The 22,185-nt window shown below is 46.1% G+C and carries 16 protein-coding genes and 2 pseudogenes; 8 read left to right on the top strand and 10 right to left on the bottom strand.

What is annotated here, in order from left to right; genetic code table 11:
- The first annotated feature begins 4 nt into the window (after positions 1-4).
- Positions 5-842 (top strand): annotated as a pseudogene (locus E5S67_RS15350) (IS5 family transposase).
- 45 nt (positions 843-887) lie between these two features.
- Here the strand turns inward: E5S67_RS15350 and E5S67_RS34755 are convergent.
- Positions 888-1,830 (bottom strand): annotated as a pseudogene (locus tag E5S67_RS34755) (IS630 family transposase).
- A gap of 1,238 nt (positions 1,831-3,068) precedes the next feature.
- Between E5S67_RS34755 and ahcY the strand changes: the two are divergent.
- The 3 genes from ahcY (at position 3,069) to E5S67_RS15335 (ending at position 6,987) form a co-directional block, all read left to right on the top strand.
- On the top strand, positions 3,069-4,346 hold the full coding sequence (gene ahcY, locus E5S67_RS15345; protein ID WP_172188650.1) for an adenosylhomocysteinase: 1,278 nt from the start codon (positions 3,069-3,071) through the stop codon (positions 4,344-4,346).
- A gap of 157 nt (positions 4,347-4,503) precedes the next feature.
- Positions 4,504-5,118, top strand: coding sequence for a DedA family protein (locus E5S67_RS15340; protein ID WP_172188648.1), 615 nt, complete (start codon positions 4,504-4,506; stop codon positions 5,116-5,118).
- Between the two features lie 444 nt (positions 5,119-5,562).
- Entirely contained in the window at positions 5,563-6,987 is a 1,425-nt protein-coding gene (locus tag E5S67_RS15335) for an NADP-dependent isocitrate dehydrogenase (RefSeq protein WP_172188646.1), read from the top strand.
- Between the two features lie 107 nt (positions 6,988-7,094).
- Here the strand turns inward: E5S67_RS15335 and E5S67_RS15330 are convergent, their stop codons facing one another.
- On the bottom strand, positions 7,095-7,703 hold the full coding sequence (locus E5S67_RS15330; RefSeq protein WP_172188644.1) for a glutathione S-transferase N-terminal domain-containing protein: 609 nt from the start codon (positions 7,701-7,703) through the stop codon (positions 7,095-7,097).
- Between the two features lie 69 nt (positions 7,704-7,772).
- Here E5S67_RS15330 and E5S67_RS15325 point away from each other — a divergent pair, with 69 nt between their 5' ends.
- Together E5S67_RS15325 and E5S67_RS15320 are read left to right on the top strand one after the other, a co-directional pair.
- Entirely contained in the window at positions 7,773-8,153 is a 381-nt protein-coding gene (locus tag E5S67_RS15325) for a C6orf136 family protein (protein ID WP_172188642.1), read from the top strand.
- Between the two features lie 166 nt (positions 8,154-8,319).
- The gene (locus E5S67_RS15320) at positions 8,320-9,492 is read left to right on the top strand and encodes a TRC40/GET3/ArsA family transport-energizing ATPase (protein WP_172188640.1); all 1,173 of its coding nucleotides are present in this window, start codon (positions 8,320-8,322) and stop codon (positions 9,490-9,492) included.
- 50 nt (positions 9,493-9,542) lie between these two features.
- Here the strand turns inward: E5S67_RS15320 and E5S67_RS32460 are convergent, their stop codons facing one another.
- The 8 genes from E5S67_RS32460 to E5S67_RS15285 form a co-directional block, all read right to left on the bottom strand.
- Positions 9,543-9,995 (bottom strand): hypothetical protein, encoded by a 453-nt coding sequence (locus E5S67_RS32460; protein WP_216670480.1) that lies wholly within the window; start codon positions 9,993-9,995, stop codon positions 9,543-9,545.
- 207 nt (positions 9,996-10,202) lie between these two features.
- Entirely contained in the window at positions 10,203-10,538 is a 336-nt protein-coding gene (locus E5S67_RS32455) for a hypothetical protein (RefSeq protein ID WP_216670479.1), read from the bottom strand.
- A 90-nt stretch (positions 10,539-10,628) separates the two neighbouring features.
- Positions 10,629-10,922 (bottom strand): hypothetical protein, encoded by a 294-nt coding sequence (locus E5S67_RS15310; protein ID WP_172188638.1) that lies wholly within the window; start codon positions 10,920-10,922, stop codon positions 10,629-10,631.
- The gene (locus tag E5S67_RS15305) at positions 10,912-11,193 is read right to left on the bottom strand and encodes a BrnT family toxin (protein ID WP_339382878.1); all 282 of its coding nucleotides are present in this window, start codon (positions 11,191-11,193) and stop codon (positions 10,912-10,914) included. The genes E5S67_RS15310 and E5S67_RS15305 overlap by 11 nt, the downstream gene beginning before the upstream one ends.
- Positions 11,194-11,466: 273 nt before the next feature.
- Positions 11,467-12,066: a transglutaminase-like domain-containing protein gene (locus E5S67_RS15300; protein WP_172188636.1), complete on the bottom strand. Its 600-nt coding sequence runs from the start codon at positions 12,064-12,066 to the stop codon at positions 11,467-11,469.
- A gap of 53 nt (positions 12,067-12,119) precedes the next feature.
- Positions 12,120-14,432 (bottom strand): DNA phosphorothioation-associated putative methyltransferase, encoded by a 2,313-nt coding sequence (locus tag E5S67_RS15295; protein ID WP_172188634.1) that lies wholly within the window; start codon positions 14,430-14,432, stop codon positions 12,120-12,122.
- Between the two features lie 229 nt (positions 14,433-14,661).
- Positions 14,662-18,078: a response regulator gene (locus tag E5S67_RS15290; RefSeq protein ID WP_172188632.1), complete on the bottom strand. Its 3,417-nt coding sequence runs from the start codon at positions 18,076-18,078 to the stop codon at positions 14,662-14,664.
- A gap of 122 nt (positions 18,079-18,200) precedes the next feature.
- Complete coding sequence (locus E5S67_RS15285; RefSeq protein WP_172188630.1) at positions 18,201-18,632, bottom strand: response regulator; 432 nt, start codon at positions 18,630-18,632, stop codon at positions 18,201-18,203.
- Between the two features lie 258 nt (positions 18,633-18,890).
- On the opposite strand from E5S67_RS15285, the gene purC reads away from it, so the two are divergent.
- Both purC and E5S67_RS15275 read left to right on the top strand, forming a co-directional pair.
- Positions 18,891-19,619, top strand: a complete 729-nt coding sequence (gene purC / locus E5S67_RS15280) for a phosphoribosylaminoimidazolesuccinocarboxamide synthase (protein ID WP_172188628.1) — start codon at positions 18,891-18,893, stop codon at positions 19,617-19,619.
- Between the two features lie 184 nt (positions 19,620-19,803).
- Positions 19,804-22,185, top strand: coding sequence for a BamA/TamA family outer membrane protein (locus tag E5S67_RS15275; RefSeq protein WP_172188626.1), 2,382 nt, complete (start codon positions 19,804-19,806; stop codon positions 22,183-22,185).

Below are 22,185 nucleotides of genomic sequence, written 5' to 3'. Positions count from 1 at the left end.
AATCATGAAAAATCAATCTTATCTAAATTTGAAACCTTGTCAATTTCAACGTAGATTTGGTATCAAGATTCAAACCCTAAAAGCAATGGTTAACGCCTTAGAGAACTTCAGGTTAGAAAATCATAAAGACAGAAGAGGACGTCGCACCATCCGGCGCTCTCGAAGAACAGGTCTTAGTCGCCTTGGAATATTGGCGAGAATATCGAACATATTTTCATATTGGGACAAGTTGGGGAGTATCTGAATCAACTATTTGCCGAATTGTAACTGATATCGAATCAACTTTAATGAAAACGGGAAAGTTCCGTATTCCGGGGACAAAGGCATTACTCAAAGACTCTGATTATCCAGAATTCGTGGTGATGGATGTCACAGAAACAGCTATTGAACGAAAAAAAAAAAACAGAAGAAATATTTCTCAAGTAAGAAAAAATGTTATACTCTAAAAACTCAATTGGTAATTAATCAAGAGACAAGAGAAATTATTTGCACTGCTTTTGGACCAGGGCATTGCCACGATTTTAACTTGTTTAAAAAAAGTAAAACTAATTTTTGTCCCGAAACAAATAGCTTACAATATAGTGGCTATCAAGGGATCAAGGATTATCACAGCAATAGTTATATCCCTAGAAAAAAACCTAAAAATGGAAAACTTTCTCGTATAGAAAAAGACTACAATCGAGTTTTAGCACAGGAGCGAATAGGGAATTGAACACGTTAATCGCAGTCTCAAAATTTTTAAAATATTGTCGAGCCGTTATCGGAATCGCCGTCGCCGTTATGGTCTGCGTTGTAATTTATTGTCAGCAATTTACAATTATGAGTTAGCTCTAGGGGATTAAATTTAAAACCTCTGATTATAACATATTATCTTTTTTGCAAGAGGTCTAATAACAGCAGTGACTTGCGCCAATTCCAAATATTTTCGCTCTGTAACTTCATCAAATGCAAATTCTATGGCTTTACCTAACTCTTGATAATTAGTCGTCTTGATAGAACGGAATATTTTTAAGTTTTGACCATAAATTTTCAAGTGGTGAGAAATCCGGTGAAGAGGGCGACAAGGATATTAATTTTGCCCCTTAATTTTTGATTGATTTTTCTATTTATTCTCCGGTATGAATAATACAATTATCCATCACTACACAAGCACCTTTCCATAATTTTGGTACGAGCTTTCGGATGATAAAAGCCTCAAATGTAATTGCATCGGTTGTACCTGTTAAATTGACTGATGTTAGGACTTAATTGACCGATATGGCTCCAATTATTGAGACATTTTTTCCAGGTTTACTAGGTTTTGACCCCGAGCCATTGAACCTTTTAAAGACCTAGCATATAACCTAACCATTGCCAAACTAACTCCTGATTTATCAATAATAAATATTAAGTCTTTCCAACAAACTTCTAGATTTTTTTGCCCGAACTCATATCGCAGGTTGAGAACTCTATCAGTGCCTTTCGCGCTCGGTAAAATTGTTTTTTTTTTACGTCATGTTCAAGAGCTTTGTCATTTTTCCCATTGTGGCTCTACTGATGGCAAAACCAATTTTTTGGTAGAGTAAATAACGGAGTTCTTTGAGAGTCGCATCATTATTTGCTTCAATTAATTCTGCTAATACAAGCAGTTGTTATGGATTAAGTTTAAGTTGACTCCCACATCGATAAGTTTGAGGAGCAATATTTTGGGTCAGACGATACTGTTCGAGCAATTTTTGAACAAAACTCCGAAGCTCCACAAAAACGCTCGGCTATTGCTTTTTGACAGAGCGGTTCATTGTGGTACACATCGATTATTTTTTGTCGATAATCAACAGAGTAAGATTTCATTTTAAGTAAGGTGTGATGATTTATACAACAATCCCTCGCCGTGAGTCGATCCCTCGCTGTGAGTAAAGCTTTGAGTCGGGAATTGAATTATAGTTTGTTCTATCTTCTGTTCTTTATTTTCTATTATTTGAAATTACTTCTATGATACCTCATCTGCATGAGAAAGGCTATAAGTAATTAATGGGAACCAAATTAATTCGATTGTTAAGTTCGGTAAATCTAAAAATATTTGTAATTTACGTCGCCGGCTTTCGGCTGTAATTAGACAGGGAAATACTCGCGAGAGCCGTTCTAATCTTCTCACTTGTTTTTCTGATTTCATCAACCATAGCAAGGTTGCCATCACCAAAAACTGAGATGGCGTCAGGTATTTTTGTCTAGGAGTCTGGTAGAATCTTAGTATCATTATTTTTTTTGATAGGCAAGCGTGTAACAATTCTGCTGCCTATCTTTTTTTATCACAAGTTGGCTCAATCCTTACTAACCATGGGTTTGGGGCGGGTTGTCACCCCCCCAGACTGCGTATGGTCTTTTTTTTAGCGTCAAATTTTGTTTTTGTAGTGCAGACACATTATGCTAGGATTGACAGCTTCCTTGTAGTTCAAACGCCAATATTCACTTGGGTTCTGACAGCGTGCTATCCGGATATTTTTCTGCAATCTGCCTCGATTAATTTGTGCGCGAGTTTAACACAGTTTTAAGACTTACAAGAAAGTTGTGTTGGTTGAACGCGACCAGTCATTTGTTTTTATTTTAAATTTTTTTGAACAAACCCTTTACTTACATCAAATCTGGCAGCTACTTTCCTAATTTAGGTATCACCTTGTTCATAGATTTTAACTATTTGATCGCGCAACTAGAGCGAATAAGGTTTCATTTTTTTCGCTTATGTACTAAATAGCGTGTATCATATATACATGGAATCTGCTGTATCTCCCGGCCGCAAAGCCGGGAACGAAATCACGCAGACGATCGAACTTTCAGCAGCCCCAGTGAGAGTGTCAAATAATTCAAGAACGCCACGCTAACACAAAAGATTGAGATCGATCGCCCGACAGGAATGTTTGACTCTCGCTGTGTGGGTGACTCCATAGACTCGCTCGCTAATCGATCGAACACAATCAAAATTTTAAGATTAGCCTCGCCGCCCCCCATCGAGTAAAATCACAGCACTTGCCCGCCGATGGCTTAATCTGCTAAAACTAACAAAGTTTGATGATTTCTCAGAAATAACATACATGGTTGCTACATCCGTCAAGATTAAACACGAAGTCAAAGACTTGTCCCTCGCCCCCTTGGGAAAGCAACGCATCGAGTGGGCCGGCCGGGAAATGCCCGTTTTGCGGCAAATTCAAGAACGCTTCGCTAAAGAAAAGCCTTTCGCTGGCATTCGCTTGGCTGCTTGCTGCCACGTAACTACAGAAACCGCTCATTTGGCAATCGCCATCAAACTCGGCGGTGGCGACGCCGTACTGATCGCCAGCAACCCCTTGAGCACTCAAGATGACGTAGCGGCTTGCTTAGTTGAAGACTACGGCATTTCCGTCTTCGCCCTCAAAGGAGAAGACGCGGCTACCTACGAACGTCACGTCTACACAGCCCTAGACCACCGCCCCAATATTATCATCGACGACGGCAGCGACGTGGTAGCTGCCCTGATCCAGCACCGCCCGAACCAAATTTCCGACTTAATCGGAACTACCGAAGAAACTACCACAGGCATCGTGCGCCTGCGAGCAATGTTGAAAGACGGTGTGCTGACTTTCCCCGCAATGAACGTCAACGACGCCGACACCAAGCACTTTTTCGACAACCGCTACGGCACCGGTCAATCTACTCTAGACGGCATTATCCGCGCTACCAATATTTTGTTAGCAGGTAAAAATATTGTGGTTGCAGGTTACGGTTGGTGCGGCAAAGGCACGGCACTGCGCGCCCGCGGCATGGGTGCTAACGTAATTGTCACCGAAATCGATCCGATTCGGGCGATCGAAGCAGTGATGGACGGTTTCCGCGTCATGCCGATGGACGAAGCAGCAACAGTCGGAGATATATTCATTACCGTTACCGGCAACAAACACGTCATTCGTGCCGAACATTTCGAGACCATGAAAGACGGCGCAATTGTTTGCAATTCCGGTCACTTCGACATTGAAATTGACCTCAAATCCCTCGGCGAAAAAAGCACCGACGTGAAAACAGTCAGGTCTTTCACTCAAGAATATCACCTCAATAATGGCAAGTCGATTATTGTGTTGGGCGAAGGCCGTTTGATCAACTTGGCAGCAGCGGAAGGACACCCCAGCGCCGTGATGGATATGAGCTTTGCTAACCAAGCTTTAGCCTGCGAATATCTGGTTACGAACAAAGGCAAACTAGAGCCTGGTATTCACTCAATCCCCGTGGAAGTTGACAAAGAAATTGCCCGTCTCAAATTGGAAGCAATGGGAATTCACATTGATACCTTGACTGCCGAGCAAATTGAGTACACTAACTCTTGGACTTCGGGCACTTAATCATCGATCTATCCCCACCGTAGGGACACGGCATTGCCGTGTCCCTACTTCATAAACTTCCTTCTTCCAACTTCGGCATTCGGTCTTCCTGACATCCGTTACATAATCCGTTGCCGAACTTCCTTCTGCTATACCTATTACCAATTATTAAATCAAAATGGTTGAATGGATAACTAACACAATGCAGTCGATGGGTTATCTCGGAATTGGCCTGTTGATGTTTTTAGAAAACCTTTTCCCCCCCATACCCTCAGAATTGATTATGCCGCTGGCAGGATTCACGGTATTCAAGGGCGGAATGGAGTTTTCACCGGCGATCGCAGCAGGGGTAATCGGTACAGTTCTGGGGGCGATTCCTTGGTACTATGCGGGTAAATTATTGAGCGAAGAACGCTTGAGGAATTTAGCCGACAAATACGGCAAATGGATCACTGTATCGGGCGCCGATATTGACAAAGCGAATAGATGGTTTAACAGACACGGCAACAAAGCCGTGTTTTTGTGTCGCCTCGTACCGGGAGTTCGCACCCTGATTTCCCTGCCCGCTGGCATCAACAATATGCCTTTAATTCCTTTTTTACTTTACTCAACAGCCGGCACTCTTTTGTGGGTGAGTTTCCTGACTTTTGCCGGATATAAACTCGGGGAAAATTATGGACTTGTCGATGATTATCTGGGCCCTGTTTCCAAAATAGTTGTGGTGAGTATTGTCATTTGGTTTATTTTGTGGGTTGTCAAAAAGAATATGCAGAAGGAAAAATATCGCAAATAAATGCAAATTTTGTGAAAATAATCTGCGTTGATTCGCTTTCATCTGCGGCGACAATCACCATTTTGATCCCGCTCAAAAACGAGTACAAGTTTCCTACAGGATTCGTGAGCGACCCCAAGTTTTAGACCCGAGTTCAAAATCCCAGATGAATCTGTGGAGTAAATCTAAAATCTAAAATCTAAAATCTAAAATCCAGTGACTCGCTTCCAGCATCTTCCCAACATTAGGGCTGAAAGATAGAGAGGCATATTTGATAGAAACTTCTGCTATATTTGCTACTTTTTTAAAGCTATTTTTAAATTTACGATCGCCCAAAAGTCACAGTGACGGCCAGCCGATCACCCAAAAATCCAACTTAAATTTATACAAATATTTAGGCGTGGTTGAGGTTTAGGCAGATAATCGTGGCAAAATAGGGAACATTCCTATCCGCGCTGTTAAGATATGTACGAAAAGATTGTAGCCCCGACAACAGGTTCTAAAATTACTTTCAAAGACGGTTCGCCGATCGTCCCCGATGACCCGATTATTCCCTTCATTCGCGGTGACGGTACGGGTGTGGACTTGTGGCCAGCATCCCAGAAAGTCATGGATGCGGCGGTAGAAACAGCTTACGGCGGCAAGCGGAAAATTAACTGGTTCAAAATATATGTAGGCGACGAAGCTTGCGATGTCTACGGCACTTACCAATATTTGCCGCAGGATTCCTTAGACGCCATCAAAGAGTACGGAGTCGCCATCAAAGGGCCGCTGACAACCCCAATTGGGGGCGGCATTCGATCGCTAAACGTAGCTTTGCGGCAAATCTTTGACCTTTACGCCTGCGTGCGACCCTGCAAATATTATGCTGGAACACCATCGCTGCACAAAACTCCTGAACTGCTAGACGTAATTATTTACCGGGAAAATACAGAAGATATTTACCTGGGAATTGAATGGCCCAAAGGCAGCGAAACCGGCAAAAAACTGATTGAATTCCTCAATAATGAGTTGATTCCAGCAACACCCGAACACGGCAAAAAACAAATTCGCCTCGATTCAGGAATAGGAATTAAACCAATTAGCAAAAGCGGTTCTCAACGTTTAGTGCGGCGCGCCATCGCCCACGCTTTGCGGTTGCCGAAAGACAAGCAGCAAGTGACTTTGGTGCACAAAGGCAACATCATGAAATACACCGAAGGAGCTTTCCGAGATTGGGGTTACGAACTGGCAACCACCGAATATCGCGCTCAGTGCGTGACTGAAAGAGAGTCTTGGGTTCTCGGCAACAAAGAACAAAATCCCGACATTAGCTTGGAAGACAATGCCCGCCTAATAGATCCGGGATATGATGCTTTGACTCCAGAAAAACAAGCTAAAATTCGTCAAGAAGTTGCCGACGTTTTGTTTGCAATTTGGGACAGTCACGGCAGCGGTCAGTGGAAAGAAAAGATTATGGTCAACGACCGAATTGCTGACAGTATTTTCCAACAAATTCAAACTCGACCGGGCGAATATTCGATTTTGGCGACGATGAATTTGAACGGGGATTATTTGTCCGATGCGGCGGCAGCAATTGTCGGCGGATTGGGCATGGGACCCGGCGCGAATATTGGTGATGAATGTGCTGTTTTCGAGGCAACTCACGGCACTGCACCGAAACACGCCGGTTTGGATAAAGTCAATCCCGGTTCCCTGATTTTGTCCGGGGTGATGATGTTAGAATACATGGGATGGCAAGAAGCCGCAGATTTGATTAAGAAGGGTTTGGGAGCGGCAATTTCTAACGGTGAAGTTACTTACGATTTGGCGAGGTTGATGGAGCCCCCGGTGCCTGAGTTGAAGTGTTCGGAGTTTGCTGAGGCGATTATTAAGCATTTCGCCGATTGAGTTTGAGGGCTTTTTTTGAACGGGCTAGAAGCCCGTTCCACAACCAGTAAACTTGCTTTGTGGGGTGGGCGGGACGCCCTCCCGAAAATACAATTTAGATGCGGGGTTTATAATGATGGAACAGCCATTCCGCGCTCAACGGCGGGACGCTTCTGCACGGTTTCTACCCAACGTTTGAGGTGGGGGTGGTTGTCGAGGGTTAATCCTTGAAATTCGTAAATAGCAACCCACGGATAGGTAGCAATATCGGCTATAGAATAGTCGCCGCAGATGTATTCGTATTTTGCTAGTTGAGTGTCTAATACTCCGTAGAGGCGCAATGTTTCTTTTTCGTAGCGCCCGATCGCATAGGGAATTTGTTCGGGTGCAAAGCGTTTGAAGTGGTTTAGCTGACCAAACATCGGGCCGACGCTGGCCATTTGAAACATCAGCCACTCCATAACTTGAAAGTATTTTTGTTTGTCGGTGGGCAGAAATCTGCCACTTTTTTCGGCAAGATAGATCAGAATAGCGCCGGACTCGAAGACGGTGATGCCGTTATCTCGATCGACTATGGCCGGAATTTTGCTGTTGGGGTTGATGGCGATGAACTCGGGGCTAAATTGGTCGTTTTTTGTGATGTCAATGACGTGCACGCTGTAGGGTAAACCTATTTCTTCGAGCATGATCGAGACTTTGCGGCCGTTTGGTGTGGTAAAAGTGTAGAGGTCGATCATAAGTTGTCCGCCTTTTCTCAAGCAAGTATAAACTATATTATAATAATTTAAGGCAAATATCTAATCATAATGGACATTATTGAAATTCTCAAAGACGATTATCAAAGATTTCCCCAAAATCAGACTTACAGCATTTATGCAAAAGATGTTTATTTTGAAGACCCTGTGAATCGATTTACAGGAGTCGAACGCTACCGCAAAATGATCGGGTTTATGGGGACTGTTTTTAAACAAATTAAACTCGATTTGCACGGCATTTCGCGATCGGGAGATACTATCGAAACTCGCTGGACTCTGAGCTGGATCGCACCGCTACCTTGGAAACCGAAAATGGCGATCGCCGGTAGGAGCGAACTTAAAGTCAACAATGACGGTTTAATCGTTTCCCACATCGATTACTGGAACTGTTCGCGGCTAGACGTGCTCAAACAACTGGTAATACCATTTTAAATTTTAGATTTTAGATTTTAGATGGGGAATGAGAGTAACCCCTTTGAGTAAGGTGCTTATACAGCACCCTACCGCAGGGCCCCGTGCATCAGTCCTGTTAAATTAATTTCTGTTACATTCCGTTACAATAAAGAAGTAAAGAATTTTCAGGCGAGCTAAACAATCAATGCGCTTAATATTAATGACCGGAAAAGGCGGCGTCGGCAAAACCTCCGTAGCCGCTGCTACTGGGCTGCGATGTGCCGAATTGGGATACAAAACCCTAGTGCTGAGCACAGATCCTGCTCACTCCTTAGCCGACAGCTTTGACATGGAACTCGGACACGATTCGCGGCTGGTGAAACCGAATTTGTGGGGAGCCGAATTAGACGCTCTCAGGGAATTAGAAGGCAATTGGGGGGCCGTTAAGCGCTACATTACTCAAGTCTTGCGAGCGCAGGGGCTCGAAGGGGTGCAAGCTGAAGAATTAGCCATCTTGCCAGGAATGGATGAAATCTTCGGTTTAGTGCGAATGAAGCGGCATTACGACGAAGGCGAATTTGATGTTTTAATTATCGATTCTGCTCCGACTGGCACAGCATTGAGACTGCTAAGTTTGCCGGAAGTTGGCGGCTGGTACATGAGAAAATTTTACAAGCCGCTGCAAGGCATATCAGCCGCCCTTCGACCTTTAGTTGAACCTATTTTTAGACCAATTGCGGGTTTTTCTTTACCAGACAAAGAGGTGATGGATGCACCTTACGAATTTTACGAACAAATTGAAGCTTTGGAAAAGGTTTTAACTGACAATACTGTCACTTCGGTAAGGTTAGTTACCAATCCCGAAAAAATGGTAATTAAAGAGTCTCTGCGCGCTCATGCCTATTTGAGTTTGTACAATGTAGCTACCGATTTAGTAGTAGCTAACCGGATTATTCCCGCAGAAGTAACTGACCCATTTTTCAAACGGTGGAAAGAAAGCCAGGAACAGTACCGTCAGGAAATCCACTCAGATTTCATGCCGCTGCCAGTTAAGGAAGTGCCACTTTATTCTGAAGAAATGTGCGGTTTGGCCGCTTTGGAACGGTTGAAAGAAACGCTTTACAAAGACGAAGACCCCAGTCAAGTTTATTACAAAGAAAATACGATTAAGATAGTGCAGGAAAACAATCAATACAGTCTTGAACTGTATTTGCCGGGAATTGCTAAGGATCAGATTCAGTTGAGCAAAACTGGAGATGAGTTGAATGTTCGGATTGGCAATCACCGCCGCAATTTGGTTTTGCCGCAAGCTTTAGCGGCGCTGCAACCTTCGGGGGCGAAGATGGAGGATGATTATTTGAAAATTAAGTTCGCTTAATATTGGTTTAAGTTCGGTCATCGGTTCTCTGGTTAAAAGTGGATGATGATTCAGTAGGGCGCAGCGATCGGCTTAAATTGCATATCATTAAAATCAAATAATACGGCAACGTTGGTTAATCCTTTCGCTGTTACCTCTGCCGCATTGAGGTTGCCTTCAGCCACCCAGACTAGCCGTTTGCCATCGAGGTCGGCCCACTCCCATTGGGGATAGCCGATCGTGGCATCGGTAGCTCGGTTAACCAGTGTATGTTCATCCCAATAACAGCCTTTCCCCTCCGGTGCATCAGTCTCGGCATGGGCGATTTTGCGCAGTATCCAACCGTTGCCGATCGATTTTTCAAAGATATGTTGGGCTTTCCATTTGCCGAACTGTACGCGATCGACCAGTTGCCAACCATCGCGTAAAAGTCGAGGGTAATAGACGCCGAGACACTCGTTGTTGCCATAATTGCAGGTTGGGGCGTAGGTGGTGTCGCGACGGACTGTCGAAGTATCCCGCAATATCTGGTGGCCGTAGTAGCCGTCGTTGAGCCAGTAGGTGGCTTGGCTCGTCCACAGACCACCCCCATTCCAACAATCCCCTTGGGGAAGATGGCGATCGCTTTGAGGTATGGTGCTTGTGAAATCGCAGTCCAGGCACCACAGGCCTCCGATTGCCAGCGACCATTCATCGCGAAGTAAATCAGATATTTGCCGTCGGGTGAGAGGTCACTCCGGCGTTCGTAGATGCGTCCCTTTAACCATTGTCCCAGTTGGAATCGATCGCATTGTCGATCCCATAGCATTGTCGCAACCTGCTTCGACGGGCCGCGTCGAATGATTAGTCCGACGGGAGCTTGACTGGCAAGCAGAATATGAATGCGAGCAGGGAATATTTTCATTAATGGTCGATCGTCCGAATGCGGATTTGTACAGTTTTAATCGGCGATGAAAGAACTCATCCGACAGCGGTGGAATATCGGAGGTATCGATATATTTATCGCTCATTTCGTCGATTCTAGCCCAGTCGGTTTTTGAGGTATTGTTCATAACGTCTGCGTTCATGAGACAGTGACTTTCGTAATGAGATACCGTGTTGTGTTAGCTATCTGAATGTTAGATCGATCGCCTTGTTGTACTGCTGGCTAGACACAATTAACAGGACTCAGCATGAATGACTTCGTTTAATGCCTCATCAATCACTGCATCGCTGACACCTCGACGCTTCAAACTTGCAACTAAGGCTGTTACTGTCTCGCTTTCAAATCGTTCTAAATCAACGCGCAAACCTTGACCGATATAAGCACGAATTAATGGCTGATAACCCGAAAAACCCAACAATGGTGCAACTTTCTTTAGGTCTTCCACAACATCTTCGGGCATACGGATAGTCACGCTAGTCATTGGACGGTTGCGGTTTAATCGCTGCTTTAATGCTTCAATCTTCATACTCTGCCCTCTCCTGACGAGTTGCTTTACGTGCTGAAATAGTCCGAATGACATTTTCTTCACGCTCAATCTGAACCACATACAGTAGATTCCACCGACTATCTAGCCCAATCACAGCATCACGCGCTTCCTCATTGCGGCTGGCATCAACGACAACTAGAAATGGGTCAAAGAAGCATTCAGCAGCTTGTTGAAAAGTAACCCCATCATGATTTGTGGGATTTATCCGCGCTTTTCCCTCATCCCATACAAAGGTAATGCCATTGAGCACGAAGTATACATTTACGATCCCTAGTATAGGTAAAATGTATTTACAATGTCAATACGTTATGACAAAAAACGATCGTTTTCAAACTATTGCCACAGCCTGTGCTGCTTGTTGGGACTTTTCACTGTTTCTGCATGAACAGGAACGACAGGGGTTTGTTTATTTTTTCACTCTTGAATAGCTTATCCGAGCCGCTCATAAAGACGAATGTTGCGGCTCTTTTGCCCGCGAACAATTCAAAACGCTGCGCCTGCCCAAAGCAGGATTAGATGTGTATCATAGCAGACCATAACTCTTGGCAGACTCCAACGAAATGTCTGGGAGATTACGAAGCATATCATCCCATGTCTTCTGTGCTTGCAATGCTTCTATAACTACTTGAAGCGGCTCTGAGAATATGGCTGGAAAATCTGCCTCTTCGGAAAACTGAATCTTAAACGCTAACTGTTCTTGAGGTGGAGTGAACTGAGCGTTGACTCCTTCTTTGTTACCTCTTGCATCAACTCGGTACCAACCAACTTCAGGTAAGTGGATGGCATTGAAACTGTGCAAACTATACGGCGCACCCTTGTCATCAATACTCAACCGCTGGTAGCAAAGACCTGCTGGAATTTCATTTGCTCTTAGTAACGCTGCTAACAAGTGACTTTTCGCATAGCAATACCCTGTTTTGTGCTGAAGTACATCTGAAGCTCTACAGGTCACAGGACTCATTTGATAGTCATAACTGTGACCAATTTCATCTCGCACCCACTCAAAGCAAGCCTTAGCTATTGCCGTTGGTGTCTCATATTCCGATGCTATTTGTTTAGCACATTCCATAACTTCAGGATGCTGCCAATCAATAACTTCACTCACTTTCAAGTATTCTTCCATGTCAACCGCTAGGAACGCTACAGCCTCAATTGTAAACACCTTACCAACAAAGTTCAACTGTCTTGGACACTAACATTTCCATCCTCTGTACCCTCTGCGCTCTCTGCGGTTTGTTCAATCTTTCCTGCATTAAACTCAATCTTTTTCTGCTGGCGTTCCGAGGCAGCTTTTTGCAGCATTTTCAATTTTTCGGGCTCGGCATTCGATCGCCAAAACAACTTATGATCCTTAATTTTAACGCAATTTTCCTCCAAACACTTCACCCATTCCCGATGCTTTTTAACTGCGCCACGATCTAGAATCCCTAATTTTTCTTCTTGGCGGGTGAGTTTCGCAAACTTGTCATAATGGGGATAACTAGCAGTAACAAAAGCTTCTTTTCTAACTAAAATGGGCGGATTGTACACATCAGAATAGTCTTGATAGCTGACAGAAAGGTTGCGCAAATGTATGTGCATAGCTGTGTGGAGGGCTGGATGCGCGTTAGTGTCAAAATCGGGATAAAATAAATAGGAAATTTGAGGTTTGCGAGCGTAAAATTTGATGATTGTCGCGCCGTCAAGTCTGCCAATTGTGCGGTTAGCGCAGCCTTCGTAGAGCCGGAGTAAAGGGTCTAGTTCTTCTAAAGCAGAGACGTGAACTGAAAGGGTACCGGGCTGTTTGTAGCCGATCGCACTATCTTCGCAGCAATCGGCAACAATATCAGGTTTGCTCAGACTGTACAGCATTAAATCTGCCAAAGTGCAAGCTTTTTGATAATTGTCAAACAAACCTTTGATGTCGTTGCGGATTTGAGCTGGGAGTCGGCGGATTGAAGGTCGCTCGCCCAAACCGTTGAGAGCGAGATATACCAGCAAATCTTGGCGGCGCTTGTCGGCGATTGTCTCCCAATCATCCGCATCCGTTGCTTGCAAAATCACTCTCCAAGCGCGATTAAAACTGTGAAATTCCTCCTTAATTGGCGATTCTTCCGCTAATTCGCCTTTAACCGGAAGGCGGCCCCGATCGCTCACAAAAGCCATCAAAGGAGCCAGCATTTCCGCATAATCCTCAAACCGCTTAACTTGCGATCGCACTCTGGGAGTCGATAAGTGCGATCGAAACCGAGAAGCACGAAAACTTTCACCCTCCGCAGCATCCCGAAACACAAAATAAATCCCCAAAGCCACAGGAATTGCATCAACACTCAAAACTTGGTCGATATAAACCTTCAACTCTTCTTGTTCGTAATACTTCTGAAAAGTATTTCGAGAAGTAATCACCCCATCCCCATAAGCAATTTGACCTCTAGCGCTATCATCAATCAAAACTTGAGCCGCTACAACTAATAAATTCTTAGTTAATTCCCAAGCATTCAGCAAAGCTTCTCGGCGTTCCGCCAAAGATTCAATTACATTAATCACATAACCAATATTCACAATATCCGCACAAGTTCGCGGAGTATTCGGCTGATAGTAGGGGTCCCAACCAGAAATAGCATAACCCTCTTGTGCAATATATTTAACATCGCCGCCGTAACCGCAACCGTAATCAAAAAAAGTCGTCCCATCGATTGCTAAATCAGCTTCTAAAACTAAACGCAAAGGTTTAGAAAGAGAGTGGCGTACCATCGCAGCTTTGTGTCGCTCGATTTTAGGAATTGAAAGGTCGCTATTCTCCTGTTTCAAACGCTCGACAACAGCATGATCTTGAATTTCCACACCGCAATATCCCAAATATTTGAGCCAACCCTCGCGAGTGCCGATAACGCTAGTATTGTCAAGCAGTCCCCATCCTTCCTCGCTGCGAGTGAGTCGAGAAAACTTTTCGTAATTCGGATAATCCGCAGCTACAAAAGTTTCCTTGCGGTGCAAAACCGGGGGATTTTCGCTGTTGCTGTAATCGAAATATTTAACTTCCCCTGTTTCCAGATTAATTTGGAGGCTGGCTTGCAAAGCAGGGTGAGCATCTGTATCGAAATCAGGGTAAAAAAGATAAGATATTTTAGGTTGATGGAGTGAAAATTTAACTAAAGTTGCTTCATCAATATTTTCGAGAGCGCGTCTGGCACAGTTTTCGTAGATTCCGAGGACAGGGTTGAGTGCTTGCAAAGCAGAAACATGAACGTAAAAAGCCGTAGGTAATTTTTTTCCAATCTTGCTTTCCCGACAGCAGCGAGCCACTTTGGCCACCATATTGTCAACACAAAAATCATTAATTTTGTCGGGTGGGGACGGCACAGCCTTTACATAATCTTGCTCAGAAATAGCCTCGTTTTCATACAATAAAAGTTCCCGAGCAAACATCATCAAAGGAGTTAGCATTTCTCCATTATTTTGTAATGAATCGCTCTCTAAAATAGAGTTTGTACTGGTATCGTAATTCATAGCTAAATTAATTATTTTTTAATTAACCGCAGAGAAAGCAGAGGACACAGAATGAAGGAAGACAGAAAGATTTTATTTTTTAGTCTTTTATAAAAGGAAGATAGTTGATGTAGTGGCAATTTCAATTGCCGAATTTATGTCTTAGTCTCTTAGAGAGGGACGATAGTTGGTGTAGGAGTGGCGATTAAAAATCGCCGACGTATCTCCCCACTAAAAACAGACTTAAACATTAACAAAACATTCGAGTTTCCACAAATTCTTGAACCCGGGCTAAATGACTGGACAAACTCACTAATATATTCTCAATCTTCTCAATACTTGACAATTTCCCCCCTGATGGTTCAGATTGAAGGCCTCGCGCTTGATGCTCCAATTGTGTGGCTAAATCCGACATCCGAGCAACTCCCACATTAGCCGAAGTTCCCTTGAGACGGTGTGCTTGATATTCCACAGTTTGCCAATCTTTAGCTTCTACGGCTCTTTTGGCAGCAGCCACATCAGCTTGCGCGTCTGCCACAAAAGCTTGCAAAAGTCGCTCGGGCAATTTAATATTAACTCGTCCCAGTTGCTCCAATCTGCTCTTGTCGAACAGTCCGTCGCAGTCTCTATCTTCCCAAGTTTGAAGTGCGATCGCCCTTGGTGCCGGCACAGCCACAATCTGCGCTTTTTCCAAAACTTCTGTATAACTTGTTGCTAATTGAGATTTATTTTCCGAATTAATACTTTTAACTCCATACTTATTTTCAAACTGAACATTTCGGGCTTCATACTTTTTCAGCGCCGCTGCCAAAGCATCTAAATCTACAGGTTTGCTGAGATAATCGTCCATCCCCGCCGCCAGACACTTTTCTCGTTCCCCCGGCATAGCATGAGCAGTTAAAGCCATCACAAAAGTATGCCGATCGCTTCCTTCGATTTCCCTCAACTTTTGCGCCGTTTTGTAACCGTCAAGTACGGGCATTTGACAGTCCATCAGCACTAAATCATAGCTTTTTTTTGCCAGCAAATCCAGCGCTTCTTGACCGTTGACCGCGCAGTCAGCGTGATAGCCTAAAACTGCCAACTGTTCGACAAGCACTTGTTGATTGATCGGGTGGTCTTCCGCCAGCAAAATTCTTAAGGATGACGGCGAATTGGGAGTAACATATTGAGAATTAACTGCTGGCAACTTGTAAGTATTAGCAGCCTCCAACCTCCCAAACTCTCTCGTTCCCTTAACCGGTGCCAGCACAGCCTCAAGCAGGCGGCTCGGCCGCACCGGCTCGATCAAATACCCGCTAAAACCCCGACTGCAAAGCGCTTCAGCGTTCGGCTGTTCCCGCAAAGCAGTCATGGCGATTAACGAACCCACTGTCGAGGTCGATCGCACTTCCCTAGCAAATTCCTCCGCATCCAACTCTGGCATTTGCAAGTCCACAAGCACCACATCCCAGCTTTTTTCCCCCTCTCCCGAATGTTGAGAAATCCGGCCCTGGGCCTTGTTCAACCAACTCAAAGCCTCAGCAGCAGTTTCTGCCTCGTCGCAGCGGGCACCCCAACTTTGAGCGAGCGATCGCACTGCTGCCCTCCTCAAAGCGCTTCCAGAGACTACTAACAGCTTCTTGCCCGCAAGTTCGGGATCTTGAGGCTCAACTTGCAACTGTTTTTCCAAAGGTACAGTAAACCAAAAAGTCGAACCGCTGCCTAGCAAACTGCGAACTCCAATCTCGCCTCCCATCATCTCCACTAACTGCTTGCAAATAGCCAAACCCAAACCCGTCCCCCCGTAAGGCCTAGTAGGAGAATCGTCTACCTGAGAAAAAGATTGGAACAGCTTTGTTTGCCCTTCTGCCGAAATTCCAATGCCAGTATCCCGCACCGAAAATAGCAATCTTGCCCCTTGTCTACCGTCTGCCAGTCGGTTGCCCTGTTTCACAGTTACGTGAACTAGAACTTGACCGCGATCGGTAAATTTTATGGCATTTCCCGCCAAATTCAGCAAAACTTGCTTCAATCGGCCAGAGTCGCCCACCAACTTTCTCGGCACTGAACTGTCAACTAAAATATTCAATTCAATACCTTTTTCCTCTGCCAAATGCGCTGTCATTTCTATCACCGACTCAACGCAGCTATCCAAATCAAAATCCGCCTTTTCCAGCCGCATTTCTCCAGCTTCAATCTTAGAGAAATCGAGTATATCATTAATAACGTTCAGCAAATGTTCAGCACTGCGGTAAATAGTCTGAGCGCACTCCTGTTGTTTCGGTTCCAGAGTAGCGCGCAGCAGCAATTGAGCCATTGCCAAAACCCCATTCATCGGAGTGCGAATTTCGTGACTCATGTTCGCCAAGAATTGCGACTTCACCCGGCTCGCTTCTAAGGCAGTTTCCCGCGCTTCCACCAACTCATTAATCTTGTCGGCAACCATCACAATTCCCCCGACTTTTTCGTCGGGATCGTACCAAGGGTGAGCAGCCCACCGCAGGTACAGAACCGATCCGTCTGCTCGTTCCCAGGCATCTTCGCTCACAGACACTACCTGGCCTTTGAGCACTTCTTGATACATGGCTTTCCAGCGATTTGGCGTATCTGGAAACAATTCGTAATGGCTGAGATTATTTAGGGAGGGCAACTCCAAATTAAATTGACTAACCCATTTTTTAGAGTTAGCCATATAGCGCATTTGTGTATCGAACATCGCCATTGCTACAGGCACGCAAGTAATAATTTGTCTCAGTTGCTGCCGTTCCCTTTCCAGAGCATCTTCCGCCTGTTTGCGCTCAGTAATATCGCTAATCATACCGGCCATCCGCAGCGGTTTTCCATGATAATTCCGCTGAGCTTTTCCCTGAGAAGTGCAGTAGCGGTAAAAACCCGAAGAGTGCAGCAGGCGAAACTCTACATTATAGTCTATTTCTTGTTCCAAGTGAGCGGCGATCGCCCGGACTATGCCGTCCTTGTCCTCGGGGTGCAGGCGGTTGTAGAGAGCTTCCATAGTCCTGCCAAATTGCTCTCGCGACAAACCGATAATTTCCAAAAGGCGATCGTTCCAATAAACCTCATTTTTACTTAAATCCCAATCCCAAATTCCGTCGTTCACTCCCTCTAAAACTAACCTGTACCGTTCCTCACTTTCCTTAAGTTTTTGGCTGGTATGAAAAGCCTGAGATTCGGCGCGGTAAACGCGCATAGCATTATACAAACTGCGGGATAAACTCTCGGGAGAAAGCTTGTTTTTAGCGATATAATCAGAAGCTCCAGCCTTCATCAATTCCACAGCAATTTGTTCGTCGCCTTGACCTGTGAGGACAATTAAGGGAACTTTTAGCCCAGCTTCCCGTAGATTTTGTACCAAACTCAGTCCGTCTCCGTCCGGCAATCCGTAGTCGAGGAATACGCAGTCAAATTCGCACTCAAATATCTGATTTAATAGCAGGCCGTTTTCTGTCTCCTCAACCTCGCTTAAAAGTTGAGATTTATTTTGTTTGGATAGTTTCGCTGCTACCTGGGTAGAATTTTTACTTACCGAGAGTTTTGCCAGGGTATCGGCGCAGTTTTCTGCTTCAATAACTTCTGCAGAAACGCCTGCCGACTTGAGCGAGCGTTTGACCGCCATCCGATCGACTGCATCGTCATCAACAATCAGAATTTTGATAAGTTTGTCCATAACAACCGAATTGTGGATTACTCCGAAAAAGCTGCGACCTACAAAAAGTAATTAAAATAAATGCACCGCTGAAAAATTACCAAAGCTACCTTGAAAAATTTCCTGTTAAAATTTATCTTAATTTAGGGAATTTCGCTCAGCATCCAGTATCTATTGAGGGTAGCCATAACTTCCACGAAATTAGAAAAAGTGACAGGTTTAAGAATATAGCCCGCTACATTCAAATTATAAGCTTCTACTTTATCTCTATCTTCATTAGAAGTTGTGAGGACGATCACCGGAATCGACCTCAAACATTCATCTAGTCGCAATTCTCGCAAAAACTCGATCCCGTTCATTCTCGGCATATTTAAGTCCAGCAGAATTAACCGGCGCGCTTGAGGCATTGCAGGCTCGATTTTCCCTTCTCCGCGCAATATAGACAGAGCTTCTAATCCGTTGGCTGCCATGTAGAGAGGGTTAACGATATTATTTTTTTTGAACGCTCGCCGGACGTTCATTACATCAACCTCATCATCTTCAACCAAGAGGATATGAATTTTTTTGTCTTCCATAAATTAGTCACTTTGCAGATGTTTTGTAAGCATCAGTCTCGTTGGCGAGGTCGATCGCGCACCGATCGCGAACCCAGCAAGTCTCATCTCTATTGTCCTTTGTCAAGAATCATTTATGCCTCAGCCGATCGCGGTATCTACCTGCAGGGGTACTCGCCCGTCCGGGGCCTAAGTGGGGCAGCCTAGATCCAAAAACTCGCCAATAACGCCCGATCGAGCTACTGTAAAATCTAAAACTTATCTACATTATTAATCGCCATGTCAGCCGATCGCAAACTCTACGAAGGCAAAGCCAAAATCCTGTACTCCACCGAAGACAGCGAAATTTTGCTGACCCACTTCAAAGACGACGCCACAGCCTTTAACGCCCAGAAACGCGGCAGCATCGTCGGCAAAGGCGAAATCAACTGCGCCGTATCCGCGCACCTGTTTCGGATGCTAGAAGCCAAAGGGATTCCCACACACTTCATCGACACGCCGGCCCCCAACCAAATGCGAGTCTGTCGCGTCCACATCTTGCCCTTGGAAGTCGTAGTCAGAAATATTGCCGCCGGCAGTCTTTGCAAGCAAACAGGACTCGCCCTAGGCACAATTGTCAATCCCCCGCTGGTGGAATTTTATTACAAAAACGACGATTTGGGAGACCCGCTACTGACCCGCGGCAGAATCCAGTTAATGCAGCTAGCTACCCCCGAACAAGTAGACCAACTAGAAATCGCCGCCCGCGAAATTAACGAAATACTCAAAGAATTTTTCACCGAGTGCGGCATCACCCTAGTAGACTTCAAACTAGAATTCGGTATCGACCAACATCAAAATCTGATCCTCGCCGACGAAATCAGTCCGGACACGTGCCGCCTATGGGACAACACAGAAACTGACCCCGATGCCCGTGTTATGGATAAAGACCGATTCCGGCGCGACTTAGGATCGGTAGAAAGTGCTTACCAGCAAGTTCTCCAGCGGGTTTTAGCTCAGAAAGTTTAGAGGCCTTAACAATGCGCTAAAATTGCACAGTTTGTCACCCTTCTGCTTTCGATGTCAGCAATCAGCGGTCAACAGTCATCAATTAGCGGTCAGCGCGAAATTCAACCGACTTATATAACTAATGACTAAGACTAATGAATAATGACTAATGTGGTGTGTTGATTGCCCAAAAAAGTGAACAAAAATGCGTTTATCTGCTGTATTGGTGGCAGTTTTTACTGCCTCAGCAACATTCGGGTTATCAAATTCGGCAAACGGCCAAACATCCTACTCTGAATCAGCAGAGGAAGCTTTGGCTGCCGTTCCGCCCGCCCCGTCGATCGAATTACCCGATCGCCCCATTCCAGAATTAACCCAAAATCCTCCTCAAAACCGCAAAGCCGCTAAAACTAGCAAAGCCGAAGCCCTAAAAATAGCGGCGGCCCCTGACAGAGGAGAGAACGACCGCAAACCCCCAGACCGATTCACAGACCCGGCTTCCCCGGTTTTACCTCCGAGCCTTCAACTCAAACCCGAGCTAGCATCCAACCCCTCCCCTGCCTCTAGCAGCCAAAACGCCCTGCCAGAGACGCAACTGGGCAGCCCGCTCCCCCCATCGGAAGCGGCTGTAACGCCCGCCTGGATCGCAGCAGAGTTAGGGAAAGCAGAGGAATCAGGGGCGATCGCTCAAAACGCCCCAGTTCCCCCCAGACCTGCCCCGACCAGACCGCCGGCTAACACCGTTCCTCCATTGCCCCCTGGCCCAGCACCGCTGCCCAGACAAACCCCCGCACCCGCCGGGGCGGCCGAACCCCAAGTGCTAGTTGCAGAAGTTACCGTCACCGGGGCGACGGGAGACTTGGAACGCGAGATTTACCGAGTTATCAGCACCCAACCGGGACGCACGACCAACCGCACCCAACTGCAACAAGACATCAACGCCATTTTTGCCACGGGCTTTTTCAGAAACGTGCGGGCAGTACCCGAAGACACCCCGTTGGGCGTCCGGGTGACTTTTATTGTGCAGGCAAATCCGGTGCTGCGGGGAGTGACAATCACCGGCCAGCAAGTGCTGCCCCAAAGCGTAATTGACGAAAGCTTCCGCGATCAGTACGGCCAAATTCTCAACCTCCGCCGCTTTGAGGAGGGAGTGAAAAAAATTAATGCGTGGTACCAAGAGAACGGCTATGTTTTGGGCCAAATCACTGATGCCCCGCAAGTAGGAGAGGACGGCACAGTCACCCTGGTAGTGGCAGAAGGCCAGATCGAATCCGTTGATGTCCGCTTCCTGAACAAGGAGGGAGAGGCAACGGATGCCACGGGTCAGCCCATCGGAGGCAACACCCGCCGCTTTGTCGTCACCCGCGAAGTAGAACTCAAGCCCGGAGACATCTTTAACCGCACCAAGGCGGAAAGGGATTTGAGACGGGTGTTTGGTTTGGGAATTTTTGAAGACGTGCGGCTTGCCTTGGAACCGGGAACGACTGACCCCCGCAAGGCAAGGGTAATTGTCAACGTCATCGAGAAAAATACTGGTTCTTTGGCGGCTGGTGCGGGTTTGAGTTCCGCGACGGGTTTGTTCGGTACGGTGAGTTACCAGCAGCAAAACTTGGGCGGTAGGAACCAGAAATTGGGGGCTGAAGTACAAATCGGCGAACGCCAAACGCTGTTTGACCTGAGTTTTACTGACCCCTGGATTGCGGGCGATCCTTACCGCACTTCTTTCACCGCTAATGTTTTTAGAAGACGATCGATCAGCGTGATTTTTGACGGTGGCGAACGGGAAGTCAGATTGCCCAACGAGGATCGACCCCGCATCGTTCGCACCGGTGCCGGCATCAATTTCACCCGTCCCCTGTCGCGCAATCTTTTTGCCGATTCTGAGTGGACTGCTTCACTCGGTTTGCAGTACCAGCGCGTCTCAATTACCGATCGCAAAGGCCGTCGCGAATCCGAGGACGAACTCGGCAACCAGTTGAGTTTTAGCGATTCCGGCTCCGACGACTTGACAACACTGCAAGCAGGTGTTGTGCGCGATCGGCGCAACGACGCCCTCCGCCCCACTAGCGGTTCTTTGCTCAGGTTTGGGGTGGAACAATCGATTCCTGTAGGTTCCGGCAGCATCCTGTTAAACCGCCTGCGGGCCAGCTACAGCTTTTACCTACCAGTCAGGTACACTAACTTTGCCTCCGGCCCTCAAACCCTGGCATTCAGTTTTAGAGGCGGCACCGTATTCGGAGATTTGCCTCCCTACGAAGCCTTCGCCTTGGGCGGCGCCAACTCGGTGCGCGGATACGACGAAGGCGACCTGGGAGCCGGTCGCAGCTTCCTAGAAGCCAGCGTTGAGTACCGTTTCCCGATTATTTCGTTTATCGGCGGAGCGCTATTTTTGGATGCGGGCACCGACTTGGGCACGGGCAAAAATGTCCCGGGCGACCCGGCCGGTATCCGCGAAAAGCCCGGTAGCGGTTACGGTTACGGCCTCGGCGTGCGGATTCAATCTCCTTTAGGGCCAATCCGGATCGATTACGGTATCAACGACACCGGCGACAATCAAATTCACTTTGGGATTGGTGAGCGATTCTAA

This window comes from Microcoleus asticus IPMA8 (assembly GCF_013179805.1).
GTDB classification, from domain to species: Bacteria; Cyanobacteriota; Cyanobacteriia; order Cyanobacteriales; family Microcoleaceae; genus Microcoleus; species Microcoleus asticus.
The sequence above is the reverse complement of the archived record's forward strand: the minus strand, read 5'-3'. Positions and strand labels throughout refer to the sequence as shown.